This window comes from Bradyrhizobium sp. SRS-191 (assembly GCF_024586915.1).
Taxonomy (GTDB): Bacteria; Pseudomonadota; Alphaproteobacteria; order Rhizobiales; family Xanthobacteraceae; genus Bradyrhizobium.
Window position 1 is genome coordinate 118,098 of record NZ_JANBVS010000014.1, and the last position, 26,548, is coordinate 144,645.

Annotated in this window: 24 protein-coding genes; 11 read left to right on the forward strand and 13 right to left on the reverse strand. The window is 66.2% G+C overall.

Features of this window, described 5'->3' with window-relative positions; genetic code table 11:
• Nucleotides 1–35 precede the first annotated feature (35 nt).
• The 8 genes from soxA to NLR35_RS23650 all read right to left on the reverse strand — a co-directional run bounded on the left by soxA (nt 36) and on the right by NLR35_RS23650 (nt 7,575).
• A complete protein-coding gene (gene soxA, locus NLR35_RS23615; RefSeq protein WP_374940853.1) occupies nt 36–815 on the reverse strand; it encodes a sulfur oxidation c-type cytochrome SoxA in 780 nt (259 codons plus the stop codon).
• Nucleotides 812–1,132, reverse strand: coding sequence for a thiosulfate oxidation carrier complex protein SoxZ (soxZ, locus tag NLR35_RS23620; protein ID WP_257168927.1), 321 nt, complete (start codon nt 1,130–1,132; stop codon nt 812–814). Before soxZ ends, soxA begins: the two co-directional genes overlap by 4 nt.
• A complete protein-coding gene (locus NLR35_RS23625; RefSeq protein ID WP_257168928.1) occupies nt 1,132–1,620 on the reverse strand; it encodes a SoxY-related AACIE arm protein in 489 nt (162 codons plus the stop codon). Before NLR35_RS23625 ends, soxZ begins: the two co-directional genes overlap by 1 nt.
• A gap of 6 nt (nt 1,621–1,626) precedes the next feature.
• Nucleotides 1,627–2,043 (reverse strand): sulfur oxidation c-type cytochrome SoxX, encoded by a 417-nt coding sequence (gene soxX / locus NLR35_RS23630; RefSeq protein ID WP_257168996.1) that lies wholly within the window; start codon nt 2,041–2,043, stop codon nt 1,627–1,629.
• Nucleotides 2,044–2,056: 13 nt separating this feature from the next.
• Nucleotides 2,057–3,337 carry an NAD(P)/FAD-dependent oxidoreductase gene (locus NLR35_RS23635; protein ID WP_257168997.1) on the reverse strand — a complete coding sequence of 427 codons (1,281 nt, stop codon included), beginning with the start codon at nt 3,335–3,337 and terminating at the stop codon, nt 2,057–2,059.
• Nucleotides 3,338–3,392: 55 nt separating this feature from the next.
• Nucleotides 3,393–5,576 carry a molybdopterin cofactor-binding domain-containing protein gene (locus tag NLR35_RS23640; RefSeq protein ID WP_257168929.1) on the reverse strand — a complete coding sequence of 728 codons (2,184 nt, stop codon included), beginning with the start codon at nt 5,574–5,576 and terminating at the stop codon, nt 3,393–3,395.
• Nucleotides 5,577–5,587: 11 nt separating this feature from the next.
• Nucleotides 5,588–6,037: a (2Fe-2S)-binding protein gene (locus NLR35_RS23645; protein WP_257168930.1), complete on the reverse strand. Its 450-nt coding sequence runs from the start codon at nt 6,035–6,037 to the stop codon at nt 5,588–5,590.
• 140 nt (nt 6,038–6,177) lie between these two features.
• On the reverse strand, nt 6,178–7,575 hold the full coding sequence (locus NLR35_RS23650) for an MFS transporter (protein WP_257168931.1): 1,398 nt from the start codon (nt 7,573–7,575) through the stop codon (nt 6,178–6,180).
• A 470-nt stretch (nt 7,576–8,045) separates the two neighbouring features.
• Here NLR35_RS23650 and NLR35_RS23655 point away from each other — a divergent pair, with 470 nt between their 5' ends.
• Nucleotides 8,046–8,489, forward strand: a complete 444-nt coding sequence (locus NLR35_RS23655) for a CBS domain-containing protein (protein WP_257168932.1) — start codon at nt 8,046–8,048, stop codon at nt 8,487–8,489.
• Nucleotides 8,490–8,599: 110 nt separating this feature from the next.
• Here NLR35_RS23655 and NLR35_RS23660 read toward each other — a convergent pair whose 3' ends face one another.
• Together NLR35_RS23660 and NLR35_RS23665 are read right to left on the reverse strand one after the other, a co-directional pair.
• The gene (locus NLR35_RS23660) at nt 8,600–9,145 is read right to left on the reverse strand and encodes a hypothetical protein (protein WP_257168933.1); all 546 of its coding nucleotides are present in this window, start codon (nt 9,143–9,145) and stop codon (nt 8,600–8,602) included.
• 159 nt (nt 9,146–9,304) lie between these two features.
• Nucleotides 9,305–9,940 (reverse strand): GntR family transcriptional regulator, encoded by a 636-nt coding sequence (locus NLR35_RS23665; RefSeq protein ID WP_257168934.1) that lies wholly within the window; start codon nt 9,938–9,940, stop codon nt 9,305–9,307.
• 120 nt (nt 9,941–10,060) lie between these two features.
• Between NLR35_RS23665 and bioB the strand changes: the two genes are divergently transcribed.
• From bioB to NLR35_RS23695, 6 genes are all read left to right on the forward strand, one after another.
• A complete protein-coding gene (gene bioB / locus NLR35_RS23670; RefSeq protein ID WP_257168935.1) occupies nt 10,061–11,107 on the forward strand; it encodes a biotin synthase BioB in 1,047 nt (348 codons plus the stop codon).
• Nucleotides 11,108–11,422: 315 nt separating this feature from the next.
• Nucleotides 11,423–12,580 (forward strand): 8-amino-7-oxononanoate synthase, encoded by a 1,158-nt coding sequence (locus tag NLR35_RS23675; protein ID WP_257168936.1) that lies wholly within the window; start codon nt 11,423–11,425, stop codon nt 12,578–12,580.
• Nucleotides 12,562–13,194, forward strand: a complete 633-nt coding sequence (gene bioD, locus NLR35_RS23680) for a dethiobiotin synthase (protein ID WP_257168937.1) — start codon at nt 12,562–12,564, stop codon at nt 13,192–13,194. The genes NLR35_RS23675 and bioD overlap by 19 nt, the downstream gene beginning before the upstream one ends.
• Nucleotides 13,191–14,456, forward strand: a complete 1,266-nt coding sequence (locus NLR35_RS23685; protein ID WP_257168938.1) for an adenosylmethionine--8-amino-7-oxononanoate transaminase — start codon at nt 13,191–13,193, stop codon at nt 14,454–14,456. Before bioD ends, NLR35_RS23685 begins: the two co-directional genes overlap by 4 nt.
• 155 nt (nt 14,457–14,611) lie before the next feature.
• Nucleotides 14,612–16,477 carry an alkyl/aryl-sulfatase gene (locus NLR35_RS23690; RefSeq protein ID WP_257168998.1) on the forward strand — a complete coding sequence of 622 codons (1,866 nt, stop codon included), beginning with the start codon at nt 14,612–14,614 and terminating at the stop codon, nt 16,475–16,477.
• 145 nt (nt 16,478–16,622) lie between these two features.
• On the forward strand, nt 16,623–17,849 hold the full coding sequence (locus NLR35_RS23695; RefSeq protein ID WP_257168939.1) for a GGDEF domain-containing protein: 1,227 nt from the start codon (nt 16,623–16,625) through the stop codon (nt 17,847–17,849).
• Between the two features lie 86 nt (nt 17,850–17,935).
• Here NLR35_RS23695 and NLR35_RS23700 read toward each other — a convergent pair whose 3' ends face one another.
• A complete protein-coding gene (locus NLR35_RS23700) occupies nt 17,936–19,006 on the reverse strand; it encodes a glycosyltransferase family 4 protein (RefSeq protein ID WP_257168940.1) in 1,071 nt (356 codons plus the stop codon).
• A gap of 282 nt (nt 19,007–19,288) precedes the next feature.
• Between NLR35_RS23700 and NLR35_RS23705 the strand changes: the two genes are divergently transcribed.
• The 4 genes from NLR35_RS23705 (at nt 19,289) to NLR35_RS23720 (ending at nt 25,235) form a co-directional block, all read left to right on the forward strand.
• Nucleotides 19,289–21,052, forward strand: a complete 1,764-nt coding sequence (locus tag NLR35_RS23705; protein ID WP_257168941.1) for an ABC transporter ATP-binding protein — start codon at nt 19,289–19,291, stop codon at nt 21,050–21,052.
• A 67-nt stretch (nt 21,053–21,119) separates the two neighbouring features.
• On the forward strand, nt 21,120–23,321 hold the full coding sequence (locus NLR35_RS23710) for an amylo-alpha-1,6-glucosidase (protein ID WP_257168942.1): 2,202 nt from the start codon (nt 21,120–21,122) through the stop codon (nt 23,319–23,321).
• Nucleotides 23,318–23,821 carry a PRC-barrel domain-containing protein gene (locus NLR35_RS23715; protein ID WP_257168943.1) on the forward strand — a complete coding sequence of 168 codons (504 nt, stop codon included), beginning with the start codon at nt 23,318–23,320 and terminating at the stop codon, nt 23,819–23,821. Before NLR35_RS23710 ends, NLR35_RS23715 begins: the two co-directional genes overlap by 4 nt.
• A 97-nt stretch (nt 23,822–23,918) precedes the next feature.
• The gene (locus NLR35_RS23720) at nt 23,919–25,235 is read left to right on the forward strand and encodes an MFS transporter (protein WP_374940850.1); all 1,317 of its coding nucleotides are present in this window, start codon (nt 23,919–23,921) and stop codon (nt 25,233–25,235) included.
• An 11-nt stretch (nt 25,236–25,246) separates the two neighbouring features.
• Here the strand turns inward: NLR35_RS23720 and NLR35_RS23725 are convergent, their stop codons facing one another.
• Together NLR35_RS23725 and NLR35_RS23730 are read right to left on the reverse strand one after the other, a co-directional pair.
• Nucleotides 25,247–25,948 (reverse strand): helix-turn-helix domain-containing protein, encoded by a 702-nt coding sequence (locus tag NLR35_RS23725; RefSeq protein ID WP_257168999.1) that lies wholly within the window; start codon nt 25,946–25,948, stop codon nt 25,247–25,249.
• A gap of 130 nt (nt 25,949–26,078) precedes the next feature.
• A complete protein-coding gene (locus NLR35_RS23730; protein WP_257168945.1) occupies nt 26,079–26,474 on the reverse strand; it encodes a response regulator in 396 nt (131 codons plus the stop codon).
• Between the last annotated feature and the right edge of the window lie 74 nt (nt 26,475–26,548).

Sequence of the window (26,548 nt, forward strand, 5' to 3'; positions counted from 1 at the left end):
CGAACTCATCAAATTGCGGCTGACGCGCTGCACGCTCAAGGCCGCACGGCCGGTGCGTCCATCGTCATGCCGTGCGCGCGCGACATCAGATACAGCTCGAGCGAGATCATGTCGGGCGCGTCGAAGTCCAAGGCTTGCGCGCGGACGCCTGTCATGCAGCCGCGCAGGCGCCGCTGCAGCGAGCCCATGCCCTGCCATTCCAGGCGGTAGATCGGATAGCCCGTCGGCTGCGCTTGCGTGATCGCCGAGCCGGCGAGATGCTTGTCCCAATTGTCGTCGTGGCAATTGGCGCAGGCGAGATTGAGCTGGCCCTGGCGTTGGACAAACAGCTCGCGGCCGCGCGCGACCGCTGAGGCGAGGCGCGGATCGTCGCCGGCCGTGATGGGCATCCCGCGCGACTGCTTCGCGATCACAGCGGTCAGCGCCAGCAACTCGCGGCTCTCCGGCGCGAACGGATCGGCCTGCTGATGCTGCCTGCGGCAGAGATTGACGCGCTGGCCGAGATCGACCGGCGCGCCGCTTGCCGCGTTGAAAGCGGGATAGCGCGCGGCGACGCCCTTCATGCTGGCGTCGGCGGCACCGTGGCAATCGCCGCAGGACTTGTTGGCGGCGCCGGCTTTCGTGCTCCACAGCGTCTCGCCATCGAGCACCGACAGCATCGCCGGATTGGCGGTGTCGTCGTCCTGCATCGCCTTGGTGTCCGATGACAGGAAGTCGTAGCCGGAGCGGCGCGCGGATACGGCGATCTCGCCGGCGAGCACGGGCAGGGCGGCGCCGAGCAGGACCATAACGGCAAGCAGTGCGCGCGGCATCAGTCGACCGTGATCACAGCCGACGCATTGGCGACGAAGCCGTTGTCGCCGATCCATTCGAACTCGAAGCGGCCGCTCTCGCTCGCCGTGGTGAAGAACGACAGGAATGGGTTGGCGGCGATGGCCGGATAAAGATCGGCGCGGAAGATCTCGGCGCCGTTGAACCTGCAGGTGAAGCTGGTGATGATGTCGCGCGGGATCGCATCGCCCGCGGCGGTGTGGCGATAGCCCGGCTCCATCACGTGGCTCATCAAGGTCTTGATCTCGATGATCGCGCCGCGCTTGGCTTTGGCGGGGACGTTGACGAGGGCGGCGGGCATCACGGCATCTCCTCGGTGCAGGCGGCGAGGGTGACGATGACGTCGACGGTCGCCGACCAGAATGAGCCGTCGGAGAGCTTTGCGATGGCCACCACTTTCTGGGTGTCTGCGAGCCGGATGCGCGTCGTGACCTGGGCGCGGCCGGCGCTCGGCGTGAGGAAAAAGTTCGCGACGTTGGGCTGCGGGTTCTTCTCGTTGAAGACGTGGATGCTCTTGACGAAATTGTCGGGCGTCATCGGATGATCGACGCTGACCGTCATCGGCACGGTGTTGCCGTTCTCGACGAGTGGCGGAATGTCGAGCCGGACCTTGCCGGTTTGCACATGCGCCTCGCCGACGAGATTGCGGATCGCAGAGGCGAGCATTGCCGGGGTGGCTTGCGCCGGCCTCACGGTGACGAGCGGCAGGGCGCTCGTTGCGGCGACGGTTCCTGCCAGCTGCAGCAGGTGGCGGCGCGAGAGGTGGAGCGGGTCGAACATGCTGCTCATATGGGCTCACTCGCGAAGGGTCGCGAGATAGGCGACGATATCTTCGATCTGCTCGGCCGACAGGATCGGCTTGTCGCGCCAGGCGGAACCGACGCGGGTCAGGCCGTCGAGGCGATAATAGGACGGCATGATCGTCGCCGGATTGACGCTGGAGGCATCGACCAGCCGCAGCCGCAGTTGCGCGGTCGTGGAGCGGCTGCCGGCGCCGGCCAGGCTCGGGGCGAGATCGCCCTGGAAGCGCGCTTCAGGAAACGGGCCGGAGTGACAGAGGATGCAGGTCGAGCTTCGCGCGAGCACCAACGCGCGGCCGCGCGTCGCATCGCCGGGCCGGCCGGTCAGCGATTGCGCGATGCCGTCGCCGGAGATCGTGTACGGCTTCAGCCCCTCGGCGAAGATGGCCGCGGGCAGGGCGGTGATGATCATGGCGATCACCCGGCTAGCCGAACGCATCATGGGTCAGCGCCTTGAACCAGGCCGTCGCAGCATCCGCCTCGGCCGCGCGCGTGGTGCGCGGCGCGTCGACCGGGCTTGCCTTGCCGCCCTCCGCTTCGGCGAACAGATCTCCCTTGGGCTGATAGACGCCCGACAGCGAGAACGCGTAGTCCGGCGCGACGAGGCTGTAGCAGATGCCGGTCAGCAGCGGTGGCGGCTCGATCCGCCGTGCGATCAGGTCGCGCGCGATCACGGCCGCACAGGCTCGTCCTTGCGCCTGCGCCGCGCCGGCCGATTTCGGAATGCCGCCGCCGAGACAGGCGTCGCCGATGATATGGACATCCGGCACGAGCTTCGAGGCGAACGTCGCTGCGTCGATCGGGCACCAGCCGGTGCGATCGACGGTGCCGGCCAGCGCGGCGATGCGGCCGGCCTTCTGCGGCGGGATGATGTTGGCGACATCCGGAGTGTAGTTGCCGAATTCGGTGACCACCGTGCGCGTGGCGGCGTCGACGCCGGTGACGCGGCCGCCCTGTGACAGCGGGATGCGCTCGATCATGCCGGGGTAGAGCTGCTGCCACGCCTGCTCGAACAGCTTCTGTTGCGAGAAGCTATCCTTGGCGTCGAGGATCAGCACCTTCGACTTCGGCTTCCGCGCTTTCAGATAATGCGCGATCAGGCTGGCGCGCTCGTAAGGTGCCGGGGGACAGCGCGACGGATTGGCAGGCACCGCGATCGCCACCGTGCCGCCGTCCGGCATCGCCTCTATCTGCTTGCGCAGCAGCAGGGTCTGCTCGCCGGCCTTGTAGGCGTGCGGCATGACGGCGGACGCTGCTTCGTCGTAGCCTTGCAGCGCCGTGAAATCGAGATCGATGCCCGGCGCGAGCACGAGCCGGTCATAGTCCAGCGTGGTGCCGTCGGCGAGCTTGACCTTGTGCCCGGCCGCATCGATTGCGGTGGCCGCCTGCAGCATCACGCGCACGCCGTCTGCAGCGATCCTGTCGTAGCCGAACTGCTGCGCGCCGATGTCGCGCAAGCCGGCGATGACCTCGTTGCTTTGGGGGCAGGAGGTGAATGTCTTGCTCGACTCGACCAGCACGACGTCGAACCTCTCATCGGACTTGCACAGCGCGCGGGCGCAACTGGTGCCGGCAAAGCCGCCGCCGATCACGACGACGAACGCGCCCATCTTCGCCCGCAGCACGGCGGGCGCGCCCATCATCGCAACGCCCGCCGCGATCAGGCCGCCGACCTCTCTGCGCGTGCGCCGTCGGGATGTTGTCATCATGTCGAACCGACGTGATGGCGGCCCTTGCTGCGAACGGCCGCCGCCGCGCCTCTCATGCGAAGGTGATGTTCTGGTCGCGCAGCGGCACCGAGCGGATGCGTTTGCCGGTGGCGGCGAAGAACGCGTTCAGCACGGCCGGAGCGGCGACGCCGATGGTCGGCTCGCCGACGCCACCCCAGAAGCCGCCGCTCGGGATCATGATCGATTCCACCTTCGGCATCTCGGCGATACGCATCGAGTTGTAGCTGTCGAAATTGGTCTCAACGATGCGCCCGTCCTTCACCGTGCAGCCGCCATAGAACAGCGCCGACAGCCCGTAGACGAACGAGCCCGCGATCTGCCGCTCGACCTGCGCCGGGTTGACGACATAGCCCGGATCGGTCGAGGCGACGATGCGGTGAACCTTGATCTTGGTGCCGTCGATCACCGAGATTTCGGCGGCGCCCGCGACGTAGCTGCCATAGCCGTGCAGCTGCGCCAGCCCGCGGTAGACACCTTCCGGCGCCGGAGTGCCCCAGCCGATCTTCTCGGCCACCGCGTTGAGCACCGCGAGATGCTTCGGGTTCTTCGCCATCAGCTTGCGGCGGAACTCGAGAGGATCTTGCCCTACGGCGTTGGCGAGCTCATCCATGAAGCATTCAAGATAGATCGCGTTCTGGTTCACGTTGACGCCGCGCCAGAAGCCCGGATTGATATGCGGGTTGCGCATCGAATGCTCGATCAGCAAATTCGGCACGGAGTAGCCGATCGTCGCCTCGCCCGAGGGCGCCAGCCCCTGGAAGGTCGCGGGGTCCTTGCCGTTGACGAGCGCATCGGGCCTCAGGCTGAACAGGATCGACTGGCCGGAGATGCGCATGTGCAGCGCGGTCAGGTTGTTGTCGGCGTCGAAGCCGCCGGTCAGCTTGCACTGCGTGATCGGGTGATAGCGGCCATGCGTCATGTCCTCCTCGCGCGACCATAGCAGCTTGATAGGCGTGCCCGGCATCGCCTTGGCGACCTGCACGGCCTGGCGGACGTAATCGGTCTGGCCGCGCCGGCCGAAGCCGCCGCCGAGGATCAGCTTGTGCACCTCGCATTTGTCGGCCGGCAGGCCCGACGCCTCCAGCACCGCGGCGAATGCGGCCTCGCCATTCTGCGTGCCGCACCACACCTCGCAGCGATCGGGCGTGTAGAGCGCGGTCGCGTTCATCGGCTCCATCGTGGCGTGGTTCTGATAGGGATAGTTGTAGACGGCCTCGATCTTCTTCACCGCGCTCGCCAGAGCGGCCTTCGCGTCGCCGTTCTCGTTGCCGACGAAGGCGGGACCGGAGTCCAGGCCTTCCGCCAGCCATTTGCCGATCGACTCCGAGGAGACTTTTGCGTTCGGGCCTTCGTCCCACACGATCGGCAGCGCATCGAGCGCGGTCTTGGCGTGCCACCAGGTGTCGGCGACCACGGCGACCGCGGTGCCGTCGACCGCGATCACCTTCTTGACGCCCTTCATGCCGGCGATCTTGGCCTCGTCGAAACTCTTCAGCTTGCCGCCGGTGACCGGGCAATCCTTGATCGCGGCGTTGAGCATGTTCGGCAGCTTGATGTCGGCGCCGTAGATCATTGCGCCCGTGACCTTGTCGGCGGTGTCGAGGCGCTTCACGCCCTTGCCGATCAGGGTCCAGTCCTTGGGATCCTTCAGCTTGACGTCGGCCGGCGGCGAAAGCTTTGCCGCCGCTTCGGCGACTTTGCCGTAGGTCGTGGTCTTGCCCGAGGCCTTGTGCGTGATGACGCTGTTGGCGGCCGTGCATTCGGCCACCGGCACCTTCCACTCGTCGGCCGCGGCCTGGATCAGCATCATGCGCGCGGCGGCGCCGCCCTTGCGGACGTAGTCCTGCGACGAGCGGATGCCGCGGCTGCCGCCGGTGGAGAAATCACCCCACACGCGCTTGCGCGCGACGTTCTGGCCGGGCGTCGGATATTCGGTCGTGACCTTGCTCCAGTCGCAGGCGAGCTCTTCCGCGACGAGCTGGGCGAGACCGGTCAGCGAGCCCTGGCCCATCTCGGAACGGGCGATGCGGATCACCACGGTGTCGTCGGGCCGGATCACGACCCAGGCGTTGACCTCGGGCGAGCCGTCGGCGGCGCGCACCACCTGCGGCCCGCCGAAGGGAATGTCGAGCCCGAGCGCGAGGCCGCCGCCGAGCGCGGCGGTGCCGATGACGAAGGAGCGGCGGTTGAGACGCGGCGTCACATGCTGGTTCATGCCGGCCTCCTTTAGGCGTTCGCCGCGGCGTGGATCGCCTCGCGCACCTGCGCGAAGGTTCCACAGCGGCAGATGTTGGTGATGGCGTCGTTGATGTCCTGATCGCTCGGCTTCGGATTGTCCTTGAGCAGCGCGGCGACGGCCATGATCATGCCGCTCTGGCAATAGCCGCATTGCGGAACGTCGTTCTCGAGCCAGGCCTGCTGCACCTTGTGCAGGCCATTGTCGCTGCCGAGCCCTTCGATGGTCGTGATCTGCTTGCCGACCGCCTCCGAGACCGTCACGCCGCAGGAGCGCACGGCGGTGCCGTCGAGATGCACCGTGCAGGCGCCGCATTGTGCGATGCCGCAGCCATATTTGGTGCCGGTCAGTCCGGCGTTCTCGCGGATCGCCCACAGCAGCGGCGTGTCCGGCTCGACGTCGAGAGTATAGGATTTTCCATTAATCGTGAGGTTTGCCATCGCAGATCCCTTTCGTTCAACTCGCCAGCTGAACTGAGGGCCGCACTGTGGCGCGAACGATTGCATCGTTCAAATCAAGAATATGCGTTTGCGGCGCGGAAGATTTGTGATGGAGCGGGGTTGTAGTTCGCCCGAACTCATCAGCCCCGCGGCGGCGCAACCGCCAGCCGCAGGAAACTCATCACGCTGCCGAGCGCCGCGAAGCCCGCGCCGAGCGCCAGCGCCAGGGTTGCGCCTTCGCGCCCGGCGAGGCTGAAGCACAGCGCAGCCAGGGCCGCGCCGGTCGTCTGGCCCGTCAGCCGCGCGGTCGCGACGATGCCGCTGGCGCCACCGCTGCGATGGGGCGGGGCGCTTGACATGATGGCCTTCATATTGGGCGCCTGGAAGAAGCCGAACCCGATGCCGCAGATCAGCATCCGCCAGACGATGTTCGGGATGCTCGGGTTCTCCGGCAACATGGCGAGCAGCGCCATGCCGGTGCCGAGCATCACCAGGCCGATGCCGCCGAGCAGTCCGGCGGGAAAGCGATCCGAGAGCCGGCCGGCGATCGGGGCCATGATGGTCACCGCGAGCGGCCAGGGCGTCATGAAGAAACCGGTCTCGACCTGCGAGCGCTGCAAGATGTCCTCGAAATAGAACGGCAGCGACACGAAGCCGAGGCCCTGCACCGAGAAGGAGCACACGGCCGTGGCGGCCGACAGCGCGAACACGCCGCGGCGGAACAGGTCGATCGGAAGCATCGGCGCGGGGTGGTCGGCCTGGCGCCGCGCCAGGATGATGCCGAGCACGAGCGCGCCGACCAGTTCCGCCACCACCATGGCCGGCGTCGCGCCATGCGCGGCGCTGCCGATGCCGGTGATGAAGAGGCCGAGGCAGACGGCGGCCAGGGCGGCGCCGAGGAAGTCGAAGGCATGCTCGGCGCGCGGCGTCCGCGGCAGCATCTTCAGGCCGATGGCGATCGCGATCAGGCCGAACGGCAGGTTGATCGCGAACAGCCACGGCCAGGAGCCGAGCGAGAGAATGGCGGAGGCAATCGTGGGTCCGAAGGTGAAGGAAATGCCGACCACCAGCGCGTTGTGGCCGAGGCCGCGGCCCAGCATCTTGCCGGGATAGACATAGCGCACCAGCGCGGTGTTGACGCTCATGATGCCGCTGGCGCCCAGGCCCTGCAATGCGCGGGCGATCACCAATGTCGGCAGCGACCAGGCCAGCGCGCAGCCGACCGAGGCCAGCGTGAACAGCAGCAGGCCCCCGAGATAGATGCGCTGGTGGCCCACGATCTCGCCGAGTGCGCCGAGCGGCAGCAAGGTCGCGACCAGGGCGATCTGGTAGATGTTGACGACCCAGACCACTTCGGCCGGGGAGACGTGCAGATCGTTGGAGATCGACGGCAGCGCGATGTTGGCGATCGCGACGTCGAGCGAAGCCATCGACAGCGCCGTGAAGATCGCCGCGATCGCCCAAGGGCGCTGGCTTGCAGGCAGGCCATCGGCCGCGCCGTCGCCGGCGAGCTTCGAAGCATGGTGGCGGTTGGACATGGTGGCCTTTTGGGGACCTTCGGTGCGCGCGTCTCCGATGAGCATGTACACGGCAGCGGGCGAGAGCCCCAGCCGCCGCGGGCGCATGGGCGTATGCGCGAGGGTGGAGCCGAGAAGTCGGATGCTTGCAAAGGCCCCCTCGTCTTGCTCCGTCATTCCGGGGCATTCGCGCAGCGAATGAGCCCGGAATCCATGACCACGGACAATAAGTGTGAGGCGAGACGCCCACCACCGGCATGCCCCACACGATGTCCTGTGGGTATGGGGTCCGGCTCGCACTGCGCTTGCGGCCGACTGCGTCGGCCTCAAGCTCCGCGCGCCCCGGAACGACGCCGGGAGAGGGCGGTCCGCCTGCTCGTGGCCGGCTTCGCCGGCGTGTTCGGCGCGGTGCTGACGCGGCAAGCTATTTCGACTATCCTTCGATGGAAGCCCTGAAGACGGGGCATAAAAGGGAGCCCACGGGGAGATCGATGAGCACAGTCAAAGACGCTCTGGCGCAGAAGAGTGGCGCCCTGATCCATGTTCGCTCCCGCGACATGGTCGTCGAAGCCTTGCGCCAGATGCGCGACAACCGGGTCCGCTCGGTGCTGGTCGTCGACGACGATGTGCTGGTCGGCATCGTCACCCAGGGTGACTGCGCCATCAAGGTGCTGCTGCCCGGGCTCGATGCGAAAGAGACGCCGGTCAGCCAGGTCATGACGGCCAACCCGGTGACGGTCAGACCCGACCACCGGCTGGACAGTTGCATGGCGATGATGTCCCAGCGCGGCTTTCGCCATCTGCCCGTTCTGAACGCGGGCAAGGTCGTCGGCGTGATCTCGATCGGCGACGTCGTCAAGAACATCATCCGCGATCTGGAGCACAACGTCGACGACCTGATGGGCTACATCATGAAGGACGGCCCCGGGGGGTGAGAGAGGAGCGTGGTGCAATCCCTAACCCATCTTCGGCAATGACCCAAAGCCGACGTTTTAAGCCGCTCTGGGAATGTCTGCGCTTGACCCATTGCGGACATCAGCTCGACCTATTCGGACCATTCAACCTGATAGCCCGCCGCTCGCATGATTGGCGCGACCTGTTCAGTCCAGAGAAATCCCGCCTCAGACCGATTAACGTATCCGAGTGGTACGAGCGCTTCGAACAGCGGTGACAACCGGGCACCTGCGCCGAAAGGGATGTGCCGCTGGGTCGCGAATCCCCAATATGCCGTTCCGTAGTCGCCGAACAGATCGATTGTCGTGCGGAGCAGCTCCTCGAAGGGAGGACCAAGTTCACGATTGTTGATCGCCACGCGGTACGCATCATCTGGTTCACAATCGATGATGAAGCCCCCGCCACCGTCAAGCGCCCTAAATATCTTGAGTTCCAAGAGGCAGGCAGCCACACCTTCAAACGTCGAATCCGAAAGATGATAATAGATCGGCCCCGAGACCTTAGGCCATTTGAAATCCCAGCCTCTGGCCCAAGAGTCCGCGTGGCGCGCAAGCGCTTGGGCCAACAGGCCGTATGCGTGTTGCTCAGCTTCGTTCATCGCAATAGTACTATCCACTTTGGCATTTGGAATCATCATTTCCGCTTCTGGCCCATCTCGGACCTCCGCGCTGCGCCCAGCGATGTCCGCTCCCGAGACGCAACTCAGGGGAGCGCGTCGCCTACTGCAGTCAGATTGACCTTGATCACGCCCGACGTCAGCGGCCTTCAGGCTAACCTTCAGAGCCTTTGTGCAGGGCTACCCGCCGCCCGGCCGGGCCAACCGCTCGATCGTCTGGTTGTGTCGTGTCAGCAGCTCGCAGGCATGGCCGATCTGCCGATCGCGCAGCGCCTGAAGGATCAGCCTATGATCGCCGTTGCTGCGCGGGCGCCAGCCGGCGGTGCGGGCCATGGTGAGGACGAGGCGGGAGTTGGCGAGACGTAGTCCGTCGAGGCTGGCGAGCAGGCGCGGCATCGCGCAAGGGGTGACCAGGGCGCGGTGGAAGGCGCGGTTCGCGGTTTCGAACTCTTGAATGGTCTCGGCATTGTCGCCCTCGATCAGCGCGAGCTCGATGGCGGCGAGATGCGCCGGCGTATAGCGCGGCGCGGCGTTGCGTAGGGCGATCACCTCGAGCGCGACCCGCATCTCGACGATCTCCTTGGTCGACTTCGCATCGAGCGGCGCCACTCGCACGCCGCGGCGTGGCGCGGCCACCACGAGATAGAGCGCCTCGAGCTGCCGGAACGCCTCGCGCACCGGCACATGGCTGGAGTTGAACTCGCGCGCGATGTGGTCCTGGCGCAGCGGCGCGTCCGGCAGCAGCGCCCCGCTGACGATGCGCTCGGTGATGGCCTCGGCGATGCGATGGGCGGTGGTGAGATTCTCGTCCTGCATATCGATAGATTATCTATTGAAAAAACCGATGCGAGGGAAGCGGGTGTGATCTACCGTTAAGAAGGACGGGTTTTCATAGATAATTTCTATGAAAATCTATAATCTGGCGGAGTGTTAAGTATGACGGTGTTGGGTGGTGACGCGTCGGTCCAGGCGGGAGAGGGGAGTATCGTTCGTCACGACTGGACGCGGGACCAGGCCGAGGCGCTTTACGAGCTGCCGTTTCCGGACCTGATGTTCCTGGCCCAGTCGGTGCACCGCCAGCATTTCGATCCGACCCGGCTGGAGACCGCGAGCCTGCTCAGCATCAAGACCGGAGGCTGTCCGGAGGATTGCGGCTACTGCTCGCAGAGCGCGCACTACGACACCGGCCTCAAGGCCACCAAGCTGATGGACCACCATCAGGTGATCGCGACCGCGCAGCGCGCCAAGGCGGCGGGCGCGGAGCGTTTCTGCATGGCGGCGGCCTGGCGCAGCCCGAAAGACCGCGATCTCGACCAGGTCTGCGACATGGTCAGCGCGGTGAAGGATCTGGGCATGGAAACCTGCGTCACGCTGGGCATGCTGACGCCGCCACAGGCCGAGCGGCTCAAGGCCGCCGGGCTCGACTACTACAACCACAATGTCGACACCTCGCCCGAGTTCTACGACCGCATCATCACGACGCGCACCTTGCAGGACCGCATCGACACGCTGGCGCATGTGCGCGAGGCCGGAATCAAAACGTGCTGCGGCGGCATCATCGGCATGGGGGAAGAGGTCGACGACCGGCTCGGCATGCTGGTGCTGCTGGCCAATCTCGAGGCGCATCCGGACAGCGTGCCGATCAACATGTGGAACGAGGTCAAGGGCGTGCCGGTCAACGACACCGCGGCGCGGCCTGATGGACTCGCGCTGGTGCGGCTGATCGCGGTGGCGCGCATCATGATGCCGCGGAGCGTGGTGCGGCTCTCCGCGGGCCGGCAGTACATGAGCGACGAGCTGCAGAGCCTGTGCCTGCTCGCCGGGGCGAATTCGATCTTCATCGGTGACGTGCTCTTGACTACCGCCAATCCGCAGGCCGAACGCGACGCCGATCTGCTCGCGCGGCTCGGCATGACGTCGTCGCTGGTGGCGCGTCAGAGAGCGGATGCAAGCGAAGCGGCGCATCGACCATCGATTGCGTGATGTCGCAGCGCTAGGCCTCATGGTTCGAGACGCGCCGCCATTGCGACCTCCGCGAGGGCTCGATCGCGTGCGCGGCGCTCCTCCCATGAGGAGTGGGCTCCGCAATCGGAGCTGCACGTGGACGATGAGTAGTGCCCGCATCAAGCAAGCGTTCGATCTCATGCGATGCTCGGCGGCTTCGCCAAGGCGCTTTCCCCTCACCCTGAGGAGTCCGCCTTTTCGGGCGGGCGTCTCGAAGGGCGAGGCCCCCGACCTTCGCCGCATGGTTCTTCGGCTCTGAGCGAGTGCGGCTGATCGATGGAGAGCAGACACAACATGTCTTCCGACAAATTGGCGATCTACGCAAAAGCGCTGCAAGATCTCGCAGCCGACGACCGGCTGCGGCGTCTCAGTCCACGATCCGGTGCCGATTTCTCCTCCAACGACTATCTCGGCCTTGCTCAGTCGCCGCGCATCAAGCGCGCGATCGCCGCGGCGATGGAGGCGGGCACGCCGGTGGGCGCCGGCGGTTCGCGGCTGCTGCGTGGCAATTGCGCCGAGCACGAACGGCTGGAAGCCGAGGCGGCGAGCTTCTTCGGCGCCGACAGCGCGCTGTTCTTCGGCTCCGGCTACCTCGCGAATTTCGCAGTGCTCACCACGCTGCCGCAGCGCGACGACCTGCTGGTCCTGGATGCCTTCGTGCATGCCAGCACGCACGAGGGCGCGCGCGCCGGCCGCGCGGAGATCTGTCAGTTCAAGCACAACGATGCTGATGCCGCCGAGGACAGGATTCTGGCGTGGCGCAGGGACGGCGGCGTCGGCCGGCCATGGATCGTCGTCGAAAGCCTCTACAGCATGGATGGCGACGTCGCGCCGCTGGACGATCTGATCGCCGTGGCCGAACGCCACGACGCCTTCGTGGTGGTCGACGAGGCGCATGCGACCGGCGTGCATGGTCCGCAGGGGCGTGGCCTTGCCGCACGGTTCGAAGGCCGCGACGACATCGTCGTCGTGCACACCTGCGGCAAGGCGCTCGGCGCCTCGGGCGCGCTGGTGACGGCTCATCGCGTGCTCCGCGAGACCCTCATCAACCGCTGCCGTCCCTTCATCTTTGCCACGGCGCCGTCGCCGCTGATGGCCGTGGCCGTCTCGGAGGCGCTGGCGATCCTGCAGGACGAGCCCGAGCGGCGGCAGAAGCTGGCGCAGCTGGTGGCCTTCGCACATCGCGAGATCGTCGCGCGCTTCGGCGAGACATGGTCTTCGTCGCAGATCATTCCCTACGTTGTCGGCGACAATGCGCGCGCGATGGCGCTTGCGCAAAGCTTGCAGCAGCGCGGCTTCGACGTCCGCGGCATCCGGCCGCCGACGGTGCCGGCCGGCACGGCGCGGCTGCGGCTGTCGCTGACCTTGAACGTCGATGAGGCCGCGATCACGGCGCTGCTCGACGCGCTGGTCGAGCTCGAAGGAGAGTCGCGATGGCGCAGCGCATCGTAGTCACGGGGACGGACACCGGCATCGGCAAGACGGTGTTCTCCGCCGGACTGACCGGGCTGCTGGGCGCCCGCTACTGGAAGCCGGTGCAGGCCGGCCTTGCCGAGGAAACGGATTCGCGCCGCGTCCGGCAGCTCGCTGGCCTCGCCGACGACCGAGTGATCCCCGAGCGCTATCGTCTGGCCGAGCCGGCCTCGCCGCATCTGGCTGCGCGGCTGGAAGGGATCAGCATCGATCCGCTCCGCCTGGATCCGCCCGACGCGAACGACATGCCGATCGTGATCGAAGGCGCCGGCGGCGTCATGGTGCCGCTCGATGGCGACACGCTGTATCTCGACGTCTTCGCGCGCTGGCGTCTTCCGATCGTGCTGTGCGCGCGCACCAGTCTCGGCACCATCAATCACTCGTTGCTGTCGTTGGCGGCGCTGCGCAGCCGCCGCATCGACGTGCTAGGCATCGCGTTCATCGGCGAGGCTCATGCGGACAATGAGCAGACGATCTGCCGTCTCGGTGCGGTGAAGCGTCTCGGCCGCTTGCCGTGGCTTACGCCGCTCACCGCAGGTTCGTTGCAGCAGGCTTTCGCAGCTGAGTTTCGGCGGTCGGATTTCGAACGATGACGCGCCAAGCAACCTCGCCGATCTGGCACCCGTTCACGCAGCATGCGCTGCAGCCGGAGATGCTTCCGATCGTCCGCGGCGAGGGCGCCTATCTCTACGCCGCAGATGGCCGCCGCATCATCGATGCCATCGCGTCCTGGTGGGTGGTCACGCATGGCCATTGCCATCCGGCGATCGTGCAGGCGATCCAGGCCCAGGCCGAACGGCTGGACCAGCTCATCTTCGCCGGACATACGCACGAGCCGGCGGAGCAGGTGGCCGCGGGGCTGCTCGAACTCACTCCGCCCGGCCTCGCCCATGTGTTCTTCTCCGACTCCGGCGCCACCAGCGTCGAGGTCGCGCTGAAGATGGCGCTCGGCTATTTCAAGAATATCGGCGAGCCGCGCACGCGCATCGTCGTGATGCAGCACTCCTATCACGGCGACACCATCGGCGCGATGTCGGTCGGCGCGCGCGGCGTGTTCAATGCGGCCTATGAGCCGCTGCTGTTCGATGTGTCGGTCGTGCCGTTTCCGGCAGAGGGGCAGGAACAGGCGACCCTCGATGCACTCGCGGAGATCTGCCGGCGGGATCGTCCGGCGGCCTTCATCGTCGAGCCGCTGGTGCTCGGCGCCGGCGGCATGCTGATCTATCCGGCAGCGGTGCTGCGCGAGATGCACCGGATCTGCCAGGCGTTCGGCGTCCTGTTCATCGCCGACGAAGTCATGACGGGCTGGGGCCGCACCGGGACGCTGTTCGCCTGCGAGCAGGCGGATGTCGCGCCCGACATCGCCTGCTACGCCAAGGGCCTCACCGGCGGAGCGCTGCCGCTTGCGGTCACGCTGTGCAATCACGCGATCTTCGAAGCGCATTGCTCGATCGATCGCACGCGGACGTTTTTCCATTCCAGCTCCTACACCGCCAATCCCATCGCCTGCGCGGCGGCATCGGCCAATCTCGCGCTGTGGCGCCGGCCGGAGGTGCGGGCGCAGATCGCCGGGGTGGCGGACGCGCAGGAGCGTTGCCTGGCCCGCTTCCGCTATGACGAGCGCTTCTCCGATCTGCGGCGCTGCGGCACGATCACGGCGCTCGATCTCCACGCGGATGAGCCGGGTTACCTCGCTGATGTCGGGCCGAAGCTGCAGGCTTTCTTCCGCACCGGCAATGTCCTGCTGCGTCCACTCGGCCATACGATCTACGTGATGCCGCCCTATTGCGTCACCTCAGATGATCTCGACGTGATCTATGCGGCGATCGACGAGGCGGTGGATCACGTGCTCTGAGCGCCGTTCCGCTCTGCGCAATTTGCGCTTCGCGGTTCCCCGCATTAGCATCGCCCCAAGACATCGTTGCGGGGGATACAGCCATGAACGCGCCGGCCAGCGACAACAAGCAGCCCAAGGACGCCACCGCGGCGGTGATCGCGGCGCAGCAGGCGATGCTGGAGGCACTGCCGTTCGGCGACACCGCTGATTTCGACGATGCCGCGCGCGGCTTTCTCGGCACGATCGACGAGGCCAAGGTGACGAATGCGCAAGGGCGCACCGTCTGGAGCCTCGCGCCCTACGGCTTCCTCGATGCGGAGGAGGCCCCGCCGACGGTCAATCCCAGCCTGTGGCGGCAGGCGAAGCTGAACATGCATCACGGCCTGTTCGAGGTCGTTCCCGGCGTCTACCAGGTGCGCGGGCTCGACATCGCCAACATGACCCTGATCGAGGGCGACACCGGCGTCATCGTCGTGGACACGCTGACCTCGATCGAGGGCGCGCGGGCCGCGTTGGACCTCTACTATCAGCACCGCGGCACCAGGCCGGTGACGGCGGTGATGTTCACGCACACCCACACCGATCATTGGGGCGGCGCGCGCGGGGTCGTCGACGAGGAGGCCGTGACCAGCGGCCGCGTGCCGCTGATCGCGCCGAACCTGTTCATCGAGCATGCGGTCTCCGAGAACATCATCGCAGGACCCGCGATGTTGCGCCGGGCGCAATATCAGTTCGGGCCACTGCTCGCGAAGGGTCCGAAGGGCCATGTCGATTGCGGTCTCGGCAAGACGATGGCTGCGGGGGGCGTCGCGCTGCTGCGGCCGACCGACCTGATCATGGCGACCGGCGACACCAGGACCATCGACGGCGTGAGCTTCGAATTCCAGATGGCGCCGAACAGCGAGGCGCCGGCGGAAATGCACTTCTACGTGCCGCGCTACAGGTTGTTGAACCTCGCCGAAAACTGCACGCACAACTTCCACAACCTGCTGCCGTTTCGCGGCGCCGACGTGCGCGATGCGCTCGCGTGGTCGAAATATCTCGGCGAAGCCCTGCAATTGTGGGGCGGCAAGGCCGAGGTGATGTGCGGCCAGCATCATTGGCCGGTGTGGGGCACGAGCCGCGTCGATGCGATGATCCGGGAGCAGCGCGACCTCTACAAATTCGCGCACGACCAGACCTTGCGGCTGATGAATCACGGCCTGACCGCCAGCGAGATCGCCGAGCAGATCGCGCTGCCGAAGAGTCTCGAAAATGCGTGGCATGCGCGCGGCTATTACGGCCACATCCGGCACAATGTGAAGGCGATCTATCAGAAATATCTCGGCTGGTACGACGCCAACCCGGTCAATCTCGATCCGCTGCCGCCAGTCGAGGCGGGGCGGAAATATGTCGCGTATATGGGCGGCGCGGAGGCGTTGCTGGCGCGGGCGCGCGAGGACTTTGCGAACGGCGAATTCCGCTTCGTCGCGCAGGTGGTCGGTCATCTCGTGTTCGCCGAGCCTGACAATGCCGATGCACGCGCACTGCTGGCGGATGCGTTGGAGCAGCTCGGCTACGCCGCCGAGAGCGCGACCTGGCGCAACGCCTATCTGTTCGGCGCGCAGGAGCTGCGCCACGGCATGCCGGAGGTGCCGGCGCGGCCAGCCATGCCGCGCGAGACCCTGGCAGCGCTGCGCACCGAGCAATTGTGGGACGTGCTCGGCGTGCGCCTGAACGGGCCGAAAGCGGACGGCAAGCACATCGTGCTGAATTGGAGCTTCACCGACACCGGAGAGCGCTTCGTGCTGACCTTGCAGAACTGCGCGCTGACCTATGCCGTCGGCGTGCAGGCGTCCACGGCCGATGCGGGCTTCACCCTGGCGCGCGCGACACTGGACGAGATCATCGCCAAGGCCACGACCTTTCCCGAGGCCGTTGCCGCCGGAAAGATCAGCTTCGTCGGCAACCCGATGCGGCTGGCCGAGCTGATGTCGATGATGGACGAATTCCCGCGCATGTTCGAGATCGTCGAGCCGAAGCGAGCCGGGATCTCATAACCTCATCCCGCGAGAACCGAGGTGCCGGACGACTGTCAATCATCCGTTAAGACGGCCGGCCCGGTTCCGCATGCGAGGGACGATTCCTTTAAAGTTTGAAGGATCGGGCGTGCCGTAATTTTACTGAATCTGATGCACCCTGGGCGTGTTGTTCTTGGGGAGCGCACCAATGTCTTTATTGGGGATGGGGACAGACTCCGCGTCAATTTCCGACGCAGTTCATGTCGAGCTTGTGAAGATGTTGCACGGCTCGCTGGTGCCCTTCGTGCTGATGGGGATGTCCCTGACGATCGCGAGCGGGGTCATCGCCTGGCATACGGGTGATGTCGTGACCGGCATGCTGGGAGGTTTCGGCGTCAGCCTGACGATGCTGAGGATGCTCGGCGTGCTGTCTTTTCGGCGGCGGATGGCCGGTGAGCGGCCTCCGACCAAGGATGAGATCCTGCGGCTCCGGCGCCCGTGCGCGATCGCGACGCTCAGCGTCTCACTGGTGCTCGGCTTGCTGGCTGCGCGCAGCCTGCAGCTTGGGGATCCCGCCTGTTCGACCCTGGCGCTCAGCTTCGGCTTTGGCTTCGGCGCCAGCCTCATCGCACGCCTGGCGCTGTTGCCTCAGCTGGCCGTCGCCGCCCTCATCGTGTTGGGTCTTCCGGCGATCATCGTCGCCTTGCTGCAATATGATCTGCCACATCTCGGGCTCGCGCTCGTGATGATCATCTTCATCGTCACCGGATTCGAGCTGCTGCGGCTGAGCTTCAGGTCGTCGATCGGACAGATCCATCTCAAGGAACAGTTCGAGCGGCTGTCCCGCATCGATCCGATGACGGGGGTCCACAACCGGTCCGCGCTGGCCTCGGATCTGCCGGTCCTGATCGCGGATAGCAGCCGCCCGGTGGTTGCGATCTACGCCATCGATCTCGACCACTTCAAGGCGGCCAACGACCGGTTCGGCCATCCTGTCGGCGACGCATTGCTGAAGCAGGTCGCCTCGCGGCTGACGTCGCTGCTCGGTTCTGGCGGGCTGGTCGTCCGGATGGGAGGCGATGAATTCATCCTGGTCGATACGTCTCTGCACTCTCAAGACGCGGCACGGTCATTGGCGCAGCGCATCGTCGACGTCGTCGCGGCACCCTATCACATCGATGGCCACGACGTCGTCATCGGCGTCAGTGTCGGCGCGGCGTTGTCGGACGGCCAGACCTCGAGCGCCGACGTCCTGCTGTCGCGCGCGGACCGGGCGCTGTATCAGGCGAAGGCGGCCAGGGGCGGCTTCGTCCTCGCGGACACGCAGGGACGGGAAGAGGCGGAACGTCCGAGTTCGCGCCATGGACGAGCAGGCGCGGACATGGTGTTCCTGGCTGCGTCCGCAGCGTAGCTCCAGGCCTCAACCGTGACATTCGGCGCGGCCGGACGCGAGGGCCGCACCGCAGCGGTGCTGTCCTCGCGATGGCGCGACGTCGTCTACTCCGCACTGCTGACCAGCCGGATACGTGGCTCGGCCTTGTCGACCAGGCGGCGATAGGCGGCGAGATAGTCGAGCGCCATGCGGCGCGCCGTGAAACGCTGCTCGAACTGCTCGCGGACGCGGGCGCGGTTGAGATCGTGCAGGCGGTTGACGGCTGCCACCGCGCTGAGCTCGTCCTCGACGATGAAGCCGGTGATGCCGTCCTCGATCACCTCGGGCACCGAGCCGCGATTATAGGCAATGACCGGCGTGCCGCAGGCCATCGATTCGATCATCACGAGGCCGAACGGCTCCGGCCAGTCGATCGGCAGCAGCAGGCCGAGCGCGCCTGACAGGAACTCCGGCTTCTCGTGGTCGCCGATCTCGCCGATATATTCGATGAGCGGATTGCCGTTGATCATCGGGGCGATCAGCTGGTCGTAATAGTCCTGGTCGGCGCGGTCGACCTTGGCGGCGATCTTGAGGGGAATGCCACAGCGCATCGCGATCTTGATCGCGCGGTCCACGCCTTTTTCCGGCGCGATGCGTCCGAGCACCGCAAGATAGCTCGGCGTCACCGGCTTCGGCATCAACAGCTTCTCGGGCAGGCCGTGCAGCACGGTGCGGACCCAGTTGGCGTTCGGCACCGGGCGTCGCTGTGCATCGGAGATCGAGACGACCGGAACATCCTTGAAGACGGAGAACACCGGCTGGTGTTCGGGAAGATCGAGCCGGCCATGCAGCGTGGTGAGAAACGGCGTAGGCTGGCGATGGAACAGAGAGAATGGATAGTAGTCGAGATGAAAGTGGAGAACGTCGAACTCCTCCTCGTCGCATCTCTGCCGCACGCCTTCCAGCATCACCATGTGAAGCGCGTTCGGATCGCGCACCGAACCGTCGAGGCGCAGGGCCTTCGGCCAGGTCGGCGAGAGTTTCGCCGACGTCTGCGAATCGCCGCTCGCAAACAGCGTGACGTCGTGCCCGAGCGCAACGAGCTCCTCGGTCAACCAATGAACGACCCGCTCAGTGCCGCCGTACAGCTTGGGAGGCACGGCCTCCGTCAATGGAGCAACCTGCGCAATGCGCATCTCACCGTCTCCTATTTGTGATCATGGATGAAGCCCCCGATGGCACCGGCACTGCCGCAGCAGGAACGTGTGCGCATCTGCGAAGTTCCGCCGTTGTGATCACTCTTTATTCGACACAACGTGTTCCCTCGCGTCTCAATCGTGCCATTCGGTCACTTCATCGCTCACGTCGCGAACCATGCAGGATGAACAGAGCGTCATTGCTGTTGCAGCGCGGAACTGAAGAAACTCTCTGCCGTTCACAGGCCGCACGGGTGTCGCCAACAGTCGCACGGGACAAACATGGATCAGCTATCAGGCTACGCGCACCGGCCGTTCCCCTTCGTCATGCGCTATCTGCGCCAACGTCCAACGGCCCATCTCACCATCTTGTTGTCCGTTGTCGGTGCAGTTGCCTGTTCGGTGGGCACTCAGTACGGCGTCAAGTTCCTCGTCGACAGTCTTTCTGCAGGGCCGCGGGGCAATAGCAATGTCTGGGCGGCGTTTGCCGTGCTGATGGCCTTGATTGCGACCGACAACGTTCTCTGGCGCGTCGCCAGCTGGATCGCGAGCTTCACCTTCGTGAGGGTAACCGGTGATCTGCGTCGTGACATCTTCCGTCATCTTACCGGACATTCGCCGAGCTACTTCGGCGACCGTCTGCCCGGCATGTTGTCGAGCCGGATCACCGCGACGTCGAATGCGGTGTTCACCGTCGAGAACATGTTCGTCTGGAACGTGCTGCCGCCGTGTCTCGCGACCGTCGCGGCCATCATCCTGATCGGAACCGTCAGTGGCCCCATGGCGATCGCGCTGCTGCTGATCGCGGCCATGATGGTGGCCGCGATGTTCCGGCTCGCCGCCGCCGGCAAGCCGTTGCACGACGATTTCGCCGACAAGGCGGCGATGGTCGACGGCGAGATGGTCGATGTGATCTCCAACATGCCGCTGGTGCGTGCGTTCTGCGGCCTGCGCCATGAGCATGACCGCTTCGATGCGACGGTCGACAAGGAACTGGAGGCGCGCGGACGCAGCCTCCGCTACCTCGAGAAGCTGCGCATCCTCCATGCCACGGTCACGATCGTGCTGACGGTTGCCTTGATGGCCTGGGCGATCTCGCTGTGGCAGCGGGGCGGGGCGACGACCGGCGATGTCGTGCTGGTCTGCACGCTGGGCCTCTGCATCCTCAACGCGACGCGTGATCTGGCGGTGGCGCTGGTCGATGTCACCCAGCACGTCGCGCGGATGAGCGAGGCGATCGCGACGCTGCTGCAGCCGCATGAGCTCCGCGATCATCCTGAAGCCGAGCCGCTGGTCAAGAGCGGCGCGGCGATCGCCTTCGACAACATCACCTTCCATTATCCAGGCGGCCACAAGCTGTTCGAAAGCTTCACGCTGCGCCTGCAGCCCGGCCAGCGCGTCGGTCTCGTCGGCCAGTCCGGCGGCGGCAAGTCGAGCCTGTTCACCCTGCTGCAGCGGTTCTACGACCCGCAGGTCGGGCGGATCACGATCGACGGACAGGACATCGCCAAGGTCACCCAGCAGAGCCTGCGCGAGGCGATCTCGGTGGTTCCACAGGACATCTCGCTGTTCCATCGGTCGATCCTGGAGAACATCCGCTACGGCCGGCCGAGCGCCACCGACGACGAAGTTTTGCGGGCGGCGATCGCTGCGCGCTGTGATTTCGTCGAGACGCTGCCGGAGGGATTGCAGACGATGGTCGGCGATCGCGGCGTCAAACTGTCCGGTGGCCAGCGCCAGCGCATCGCGATCGCACGCGCGTTCCTCAAGGATGCGCCGATCCTGCTGCTCGACGAGGCCACCGCCGCGCTCGACAGCGAATCCGAGGAGGCGATCCGCGAGGCGCTGAGCCGGCTGATGCGCGGCCGCACCGTCATCGCGATCGCGCACCGGCTCGCGACATTGCGGAATTTTGATCGTGTGGTGGTGCTGAAATCGGGCAGGATCATCGAGGACGGTGCGCCTGACCGGCTGATGCAAAGCGAGGGTCCGTATCGGGAACTCGTCACCCAGGAGATGAGCCGGCTCGCCAAGTTCGCCGCCTGATCGTTGCGTCGCGTCGCGATCGTGCAAGGCCGATCGCGTGGGCATTCCAACATCGCACGAGGTCACCATGTCGGCCGAAGTCGCAAGCACACTGAGATCGATCGACCGGGCAGACGAGCCGGCCGAGCAGCCCTTCTACATCCCGATGACGGGACCCGCGGCGCGGCCGCGGCGCTCGCTCAAGCATGACGACACCTTCATCGTGCTCGATGGCCATGGCGACATCGGCGCCTCGGCCGGCGGGCCGGACGGCCTGTTCAATTCCGACACGCGCTATCTGGCCCGGCTCGAGCTGACGCTCGACGAGGTCCAGCCGCTGCTGCTCGGGTCCAGCCTGCGTGACGATAATTCGGCGCTCACGATCGATCTGACCAATCCCGACATCTACGATCAGGGTCGGCTGGTGCTGCCGAAGGACATGCTGCACATCGTCCGCACCATCTTCCTGTGGCACGGCACCTTCTATCAGCGCATCGGCCTGCAGAATCACGGCGACCGTCGCGCGAGCTTCGATCTCAAGCTCGCTTTCGACAATGATTTCGCCGACCTGTTCGAGGTGCGCGGCAGCGTGCGGGCGCGGCGCGGCGCCGGCTCGGGCCGGATGATGAGCGCCTCCGACGTGATGCTCGACTATCGCGGCCTCGACGGCGTGACGCGCACCACGGCGCTGCATTTCGATCCGCGTCCGTCCCGGCTCACGATCGACGTCGCGACCTATCATTTCGATCTGGAGCCGCAGCAATCGGCCTCGCTGTTCATCGCGGTGACCTGCAACGCCGCCGCGGGCGAGCAGCCGGGCCGCTTCTTCCGCAGCCTGCTGGCGCACCGCAGGGAGATGCGCCGCTGCACACAAGGCGCCACCAGCATCGAGACCTCGAACGACATCCTCAACGAGGTGCTGTGCCAGGCCGCCGCCGATCTCAACATCCTGATGACGGATACGCCGGAGGGGCGCTACCCCTATGCCGGCATTCCCTGGTACTCGACGACGTTCGGCCGCGACGGGCTGATCACCGCGATGCAGATGCTGTGGGTCGATCCGCGCATCGCGCGCGGTGTGCTGCGCCGGCTCGCCAGATATCAGGCGAAACAGACCGATCCGCTGGCCGATGCCGAACCGGGCAAGATCCTGCACGAGATGCGCGGCGGGGAGATGGCGGCGCTGCGCGAGGTGCCGTTCGCCTGCTACTACGGCAGCGTCGATTCGACTCCGCTGTTCGTCTTGCTGGCCGGCCTGTACGTCGAGCGCAGCGGCGATCTCGAGACCTTGAAGGAGCTGTGGCCGGCCATCGAGCTGGGCCTGAGCTGGATCGACGGACCCGGCGATCCCGACCGCGACGGCTTCGTGGAATATCAGCGTGCTTCCGAGCAGGGCCTGGCCAATCAGGGCTGGAAGGATTCCTACGACGCGGTGTTCCATGCCGATGGCAAGCTGGCTGAAGGCAATATCGCGCTCGCGGAGGTGCAGGGCTATGTCTTCGCCGGCAAGCAGCTGGCGGCGCGTTGCGCGCGGCGGCTCGGCAAGGCCGAGATGGCCGACAGGCTCGACGCCGAGGCCGCGCGGTTGGCCGAACGCTTCGAGGATGCCTTCTGGTGCGAGGAGCTCAACACCTACGCGCTCGCGCTCGACGGCAACAAGCAGCCTTGCCGCGTGCGCACGTCGAATGCCGGGCAGCTCTTGTTCAGCGGCATGGTGCGCGAGGATCGCGCCCGCAAGGTTGCCGCCGACCTGCTGGGGCCGCACTTCTTCTCGGGCTGGGGTATCCGCACCGTTGCGCTGGGCGAGGCGCGCTACAACCCGATGTCCTATCATGACGGCTCGATCTGGCCGCATGACAACGCGCTGATCGCGCTCGGCCTGTCGCGCTACGGCCTCAAGCATGCGGTCGAGCAGGTGTTTCGCGGCCTGTTCGAGGCGGCCTCCTACATGGATCTGCGCCGGCTGCCGGAGCTGTTCTGCGGCTTCCGGCGCGAGAAGCATCGCGGGCCCACGCTTTACCCTGTTGCTTGCGCGCCGCAGGCCTGGGCCAGTGCGACGCCGTTCACGTTGCTCGAGGCCGCGCTCGGGCTGGAGTTCGATGCCGCCCGCGGCGAAATCCGGCTGCGCAATCCGCGACTGCCTCCGTTCCTGGATTGGGTGGTGCTGCACGACCTCCGGCTCGGCGGCTCCGCGATCGATCTGCGCCTGCGTCGCCACGGCGAGGATGTCTCGATGGAGGTGCTGCGGCGTCGGGGGCAGATCCAGGTCTCGCTGGTGCTGGCGCAATGACGCGATCAGCTCATCGTCGTCTCGGTGTTGCAGCCGGGTTCGCTCTTTCAGTGCTGCTGGCCGTGAACGCCGACGCAGCCTGCGCGCAGCAGGCTTCGTCGATCCCAGCTGCCAAGGAGACGGCGGCCCCGGCCAAGGAGCCGGCCCCGCCGCCCTCGGTCACCATCCTCGGCGCGCGGGATGCGCATGGCGTGCTCGGCCGCGACGTGCGCAGCTCGGCCGGCGAGGACATGGGCCACATCGTCGACGTCATCGTCGATCTCACCGGCACGGTGCGCGCGGCGGTGATCGACTTTGGCGGCTTCCTCGGCGTCGGCAGCCGCAAGATCGTGGTCGATTGGACCGCGCTCGATTTCAAGCACATCACCGAGAAGAGCGACCAGGTCACGCTGGATCTCTCCAAGGAGCAGGTGAAGGCGGCGCCCGAGTACAAGGAGGACAAGCCCGTCGTCGTGCTCGGCGCGGCCGGCAAGCTGTCCCCCTGGGATTTCGATCATTGAGTTGATGTGTAAGGCCGTCGTTCCGGCAGAAGCGTGCTGCGGGACGCGTGAGGGACGTGCTGTCCCAAGATCTTTGTCAATTGAGATGTAAAAAGCCATGGCCAATCCACGGCGGTCCAGATCACCTGACCGGGAGCCCGTTCCGGACGTCAAGTCCGAGCCGCGCGGTGACGGCGTGCTGGATCACGGGCAAATGGCCAAGCCTGAGCCCTCGCGGCAGAGCCTGCGCGGGCTCGACTGGTTCATCTTCTTCCTCGCCGACGTGCAGACCGGATTCGGTCCGTTCATCGCGGTGTACCTGACGACCCAGAAGTGGACGCAGGCGCAGATCGGTCTGGTGCTGTCGATCGGCGGCATCGTCGGGCTGATCGGACAGATGCCCGGCGGGGCGATCATCGATGCGGCGAAATCGGAGCGGCGCGTAGCGGGCTTTGCGGTAGCCACCATCGGCTGCTGCGCGCTGGCTTATGCCGTCTGGCCGATCTTTCCGGTGGTGGCCGGCGCGGCCATGCTGCACGCGGCCGCGAGCTGCGTGCTCGGGCCCGCGATCGCCGCGATCAGCCTCGGCCTGGTCGGGCCGCGCGGCATGGCCGAGCGCCTCGGCCGCAATGCGCGCTTCGCCTCGCTCGGCAACGGCGTCGCGGCCGCCATCATGGGCACCTGCGGCTATCTGCTCTCCAGCCGCGCGGTGTTTCTCGTTACCTTCATCCTCGCGTTCCCGACGCTGATCGCGCTGTCGCGGATTCGCGAACGCGAGATCGACATCGCCAGGGCGCACGGTCACGCCGTCGAGGAGGACAAGGAGGTTGCCCGGCTGTCGAGCCTGCTCGGACTGCTGCGTCAGCGCGCGCTGCTGGTCTTTGCCCTCGGCGTGTTCCTGCTGCAGCTCGCCAACGCGGCGATGCTGCCGCTGATGGCCGGCGTGGTGACGACGAAGTCGAGCGAATGGGCGCCGATGCTGATCGCGTTCTGCATCGTCGTGCCGCAGGCGATCGTGGCGCTGACCTCGCCATCGGTCGGCGCGGTGGCGCAGCAATGGGGCAGGCGGCCGCTGCTGATGCTGGGATTTGCGGCGCTCACGATTCGCGGCGCGCTGTTCGCCATGGTGCACGATCCCTACGTGCTGGTCGCGGTGCAGATCTTCGACGGGGTGACGGCGGCCGTCTTTGCCGTGATGATTCCGCTGACGGTGGCCGATGTCGCGTTCGGCAGCGGCCACTTCAATCTGGCGCAGGGGATCGTCGGAACGGCGTCGGGGATCGGCGGCTCGCTGTCCACCGTGGTCGCCGGCTTTGCCAGCGACCGATACGGCAGCGTCACCGCCTTCATGGGTCTGTCAGGCGTGGCGCTGACAGGTCTCGTGTTGATCGCGCTGCTGATGCCGGAGACGGGGCAGCGCGCGCGGACAGCGTGAGGGACGGGCGCTCAGGCGTCCATGCTGCGCAGGCGCTGGCGGTTGCGCAACACGATCTGGCGGGCACCGGAGAAGCCGAGGACACCCTGGCTGTGCAGCTGCGACAGCGCGCGCGACACGGTCTCCAGCGTCAGGCCGAGATAGTCGCCGATATCGCGGCGGCACATCGGCAGCGCCATCATGCCGGCGACCGCGAGGCGGCGGTCCATCTCGAGCAGGAAGGTCGCGACGCGCTCCATCGCGGTCTTGCGGCCCAGCAGCAGCATGTGGTCTTCGGCATGGCGAAGGTCGCCGGCGGTCATGGTCCAGAGCTTGCGGGCGATGGTGACGTCCGTGCCGGCGGCCTGCTCGAGGCTGCGGCGCTTCACCAGGCGCACATTGGTGTCGATGATGGCTTCAGCGGCGAGACGATGCACCGAGCCGAATTCGAGGCCGAACACGTCACCGGGAAGATGGAAGGCGCCGATCTGGCGGCGGCCGTCGGACAGCAGCTTGTAGCTGCGCACGGCACCGGAGATCACCTGGTAGACGTACTCGGCCGGCTCGTCCTCGCCATAGATCTCCTCGTCCTTCTTGTAGGAGAACTCGCTGGCGATCAGCCCGGCATGGCCGGTGATCTCGGCAAACGGATTGGCCGCAGGGGCAACAGGGGAGGGGACGGCATGGGGGGCGTTGGTGTTGACGACCGAGTGGGTAATCGACTGATTGAGCATGACCATCTCCTTGCGGCGGATGGCGATGTGGTACACGGCGCCTCCCGTTAAGGACATTTCGGCCGTTATCTTAAGGGGGTCCCCTTACGGACATGTACGTAGGCGCGGGCCGAATCCGGCGGCCGGAGGCTCAAGGGGCGGTAGCTTGGTGGTCGTTGGCGATCGCCTTGCGGATCCGCTTGACCAGATTGTCGTCGAGCAGCGGCTTCAGCAGGAAATCCTGGATGCCGACCGCTGCGGCGCGCGCCGCCAGCCGGTCGTCGTAATGTCCCGTGATCAGCACCACCGGTGCGGTCGCGCCCTGCTTGCGCAACTTTTCGGCGACTTCGACCCCGTTCAGCTCCGGCATCTTGTAGTCGACCACGAAGCAATCGACCGGCGCGCGATCCGACGCCTTCAGCAGAGCGCTGCCGCTGCGGAACGTGCGGACGTCGAAGCCATCGGCCTCGAGCAGGAAGCGCAGCGAGCCGAGGACGTCAGCATCGTCGTCGGCGACGTAGACCTTGGGTTTGGCGTGAACCGACATGGCACGTGCCGCGCGAATGTGATGTTGATCCGAGGCACAACATTACGTTCGATTCTGTCAAGCACGCTTGATCT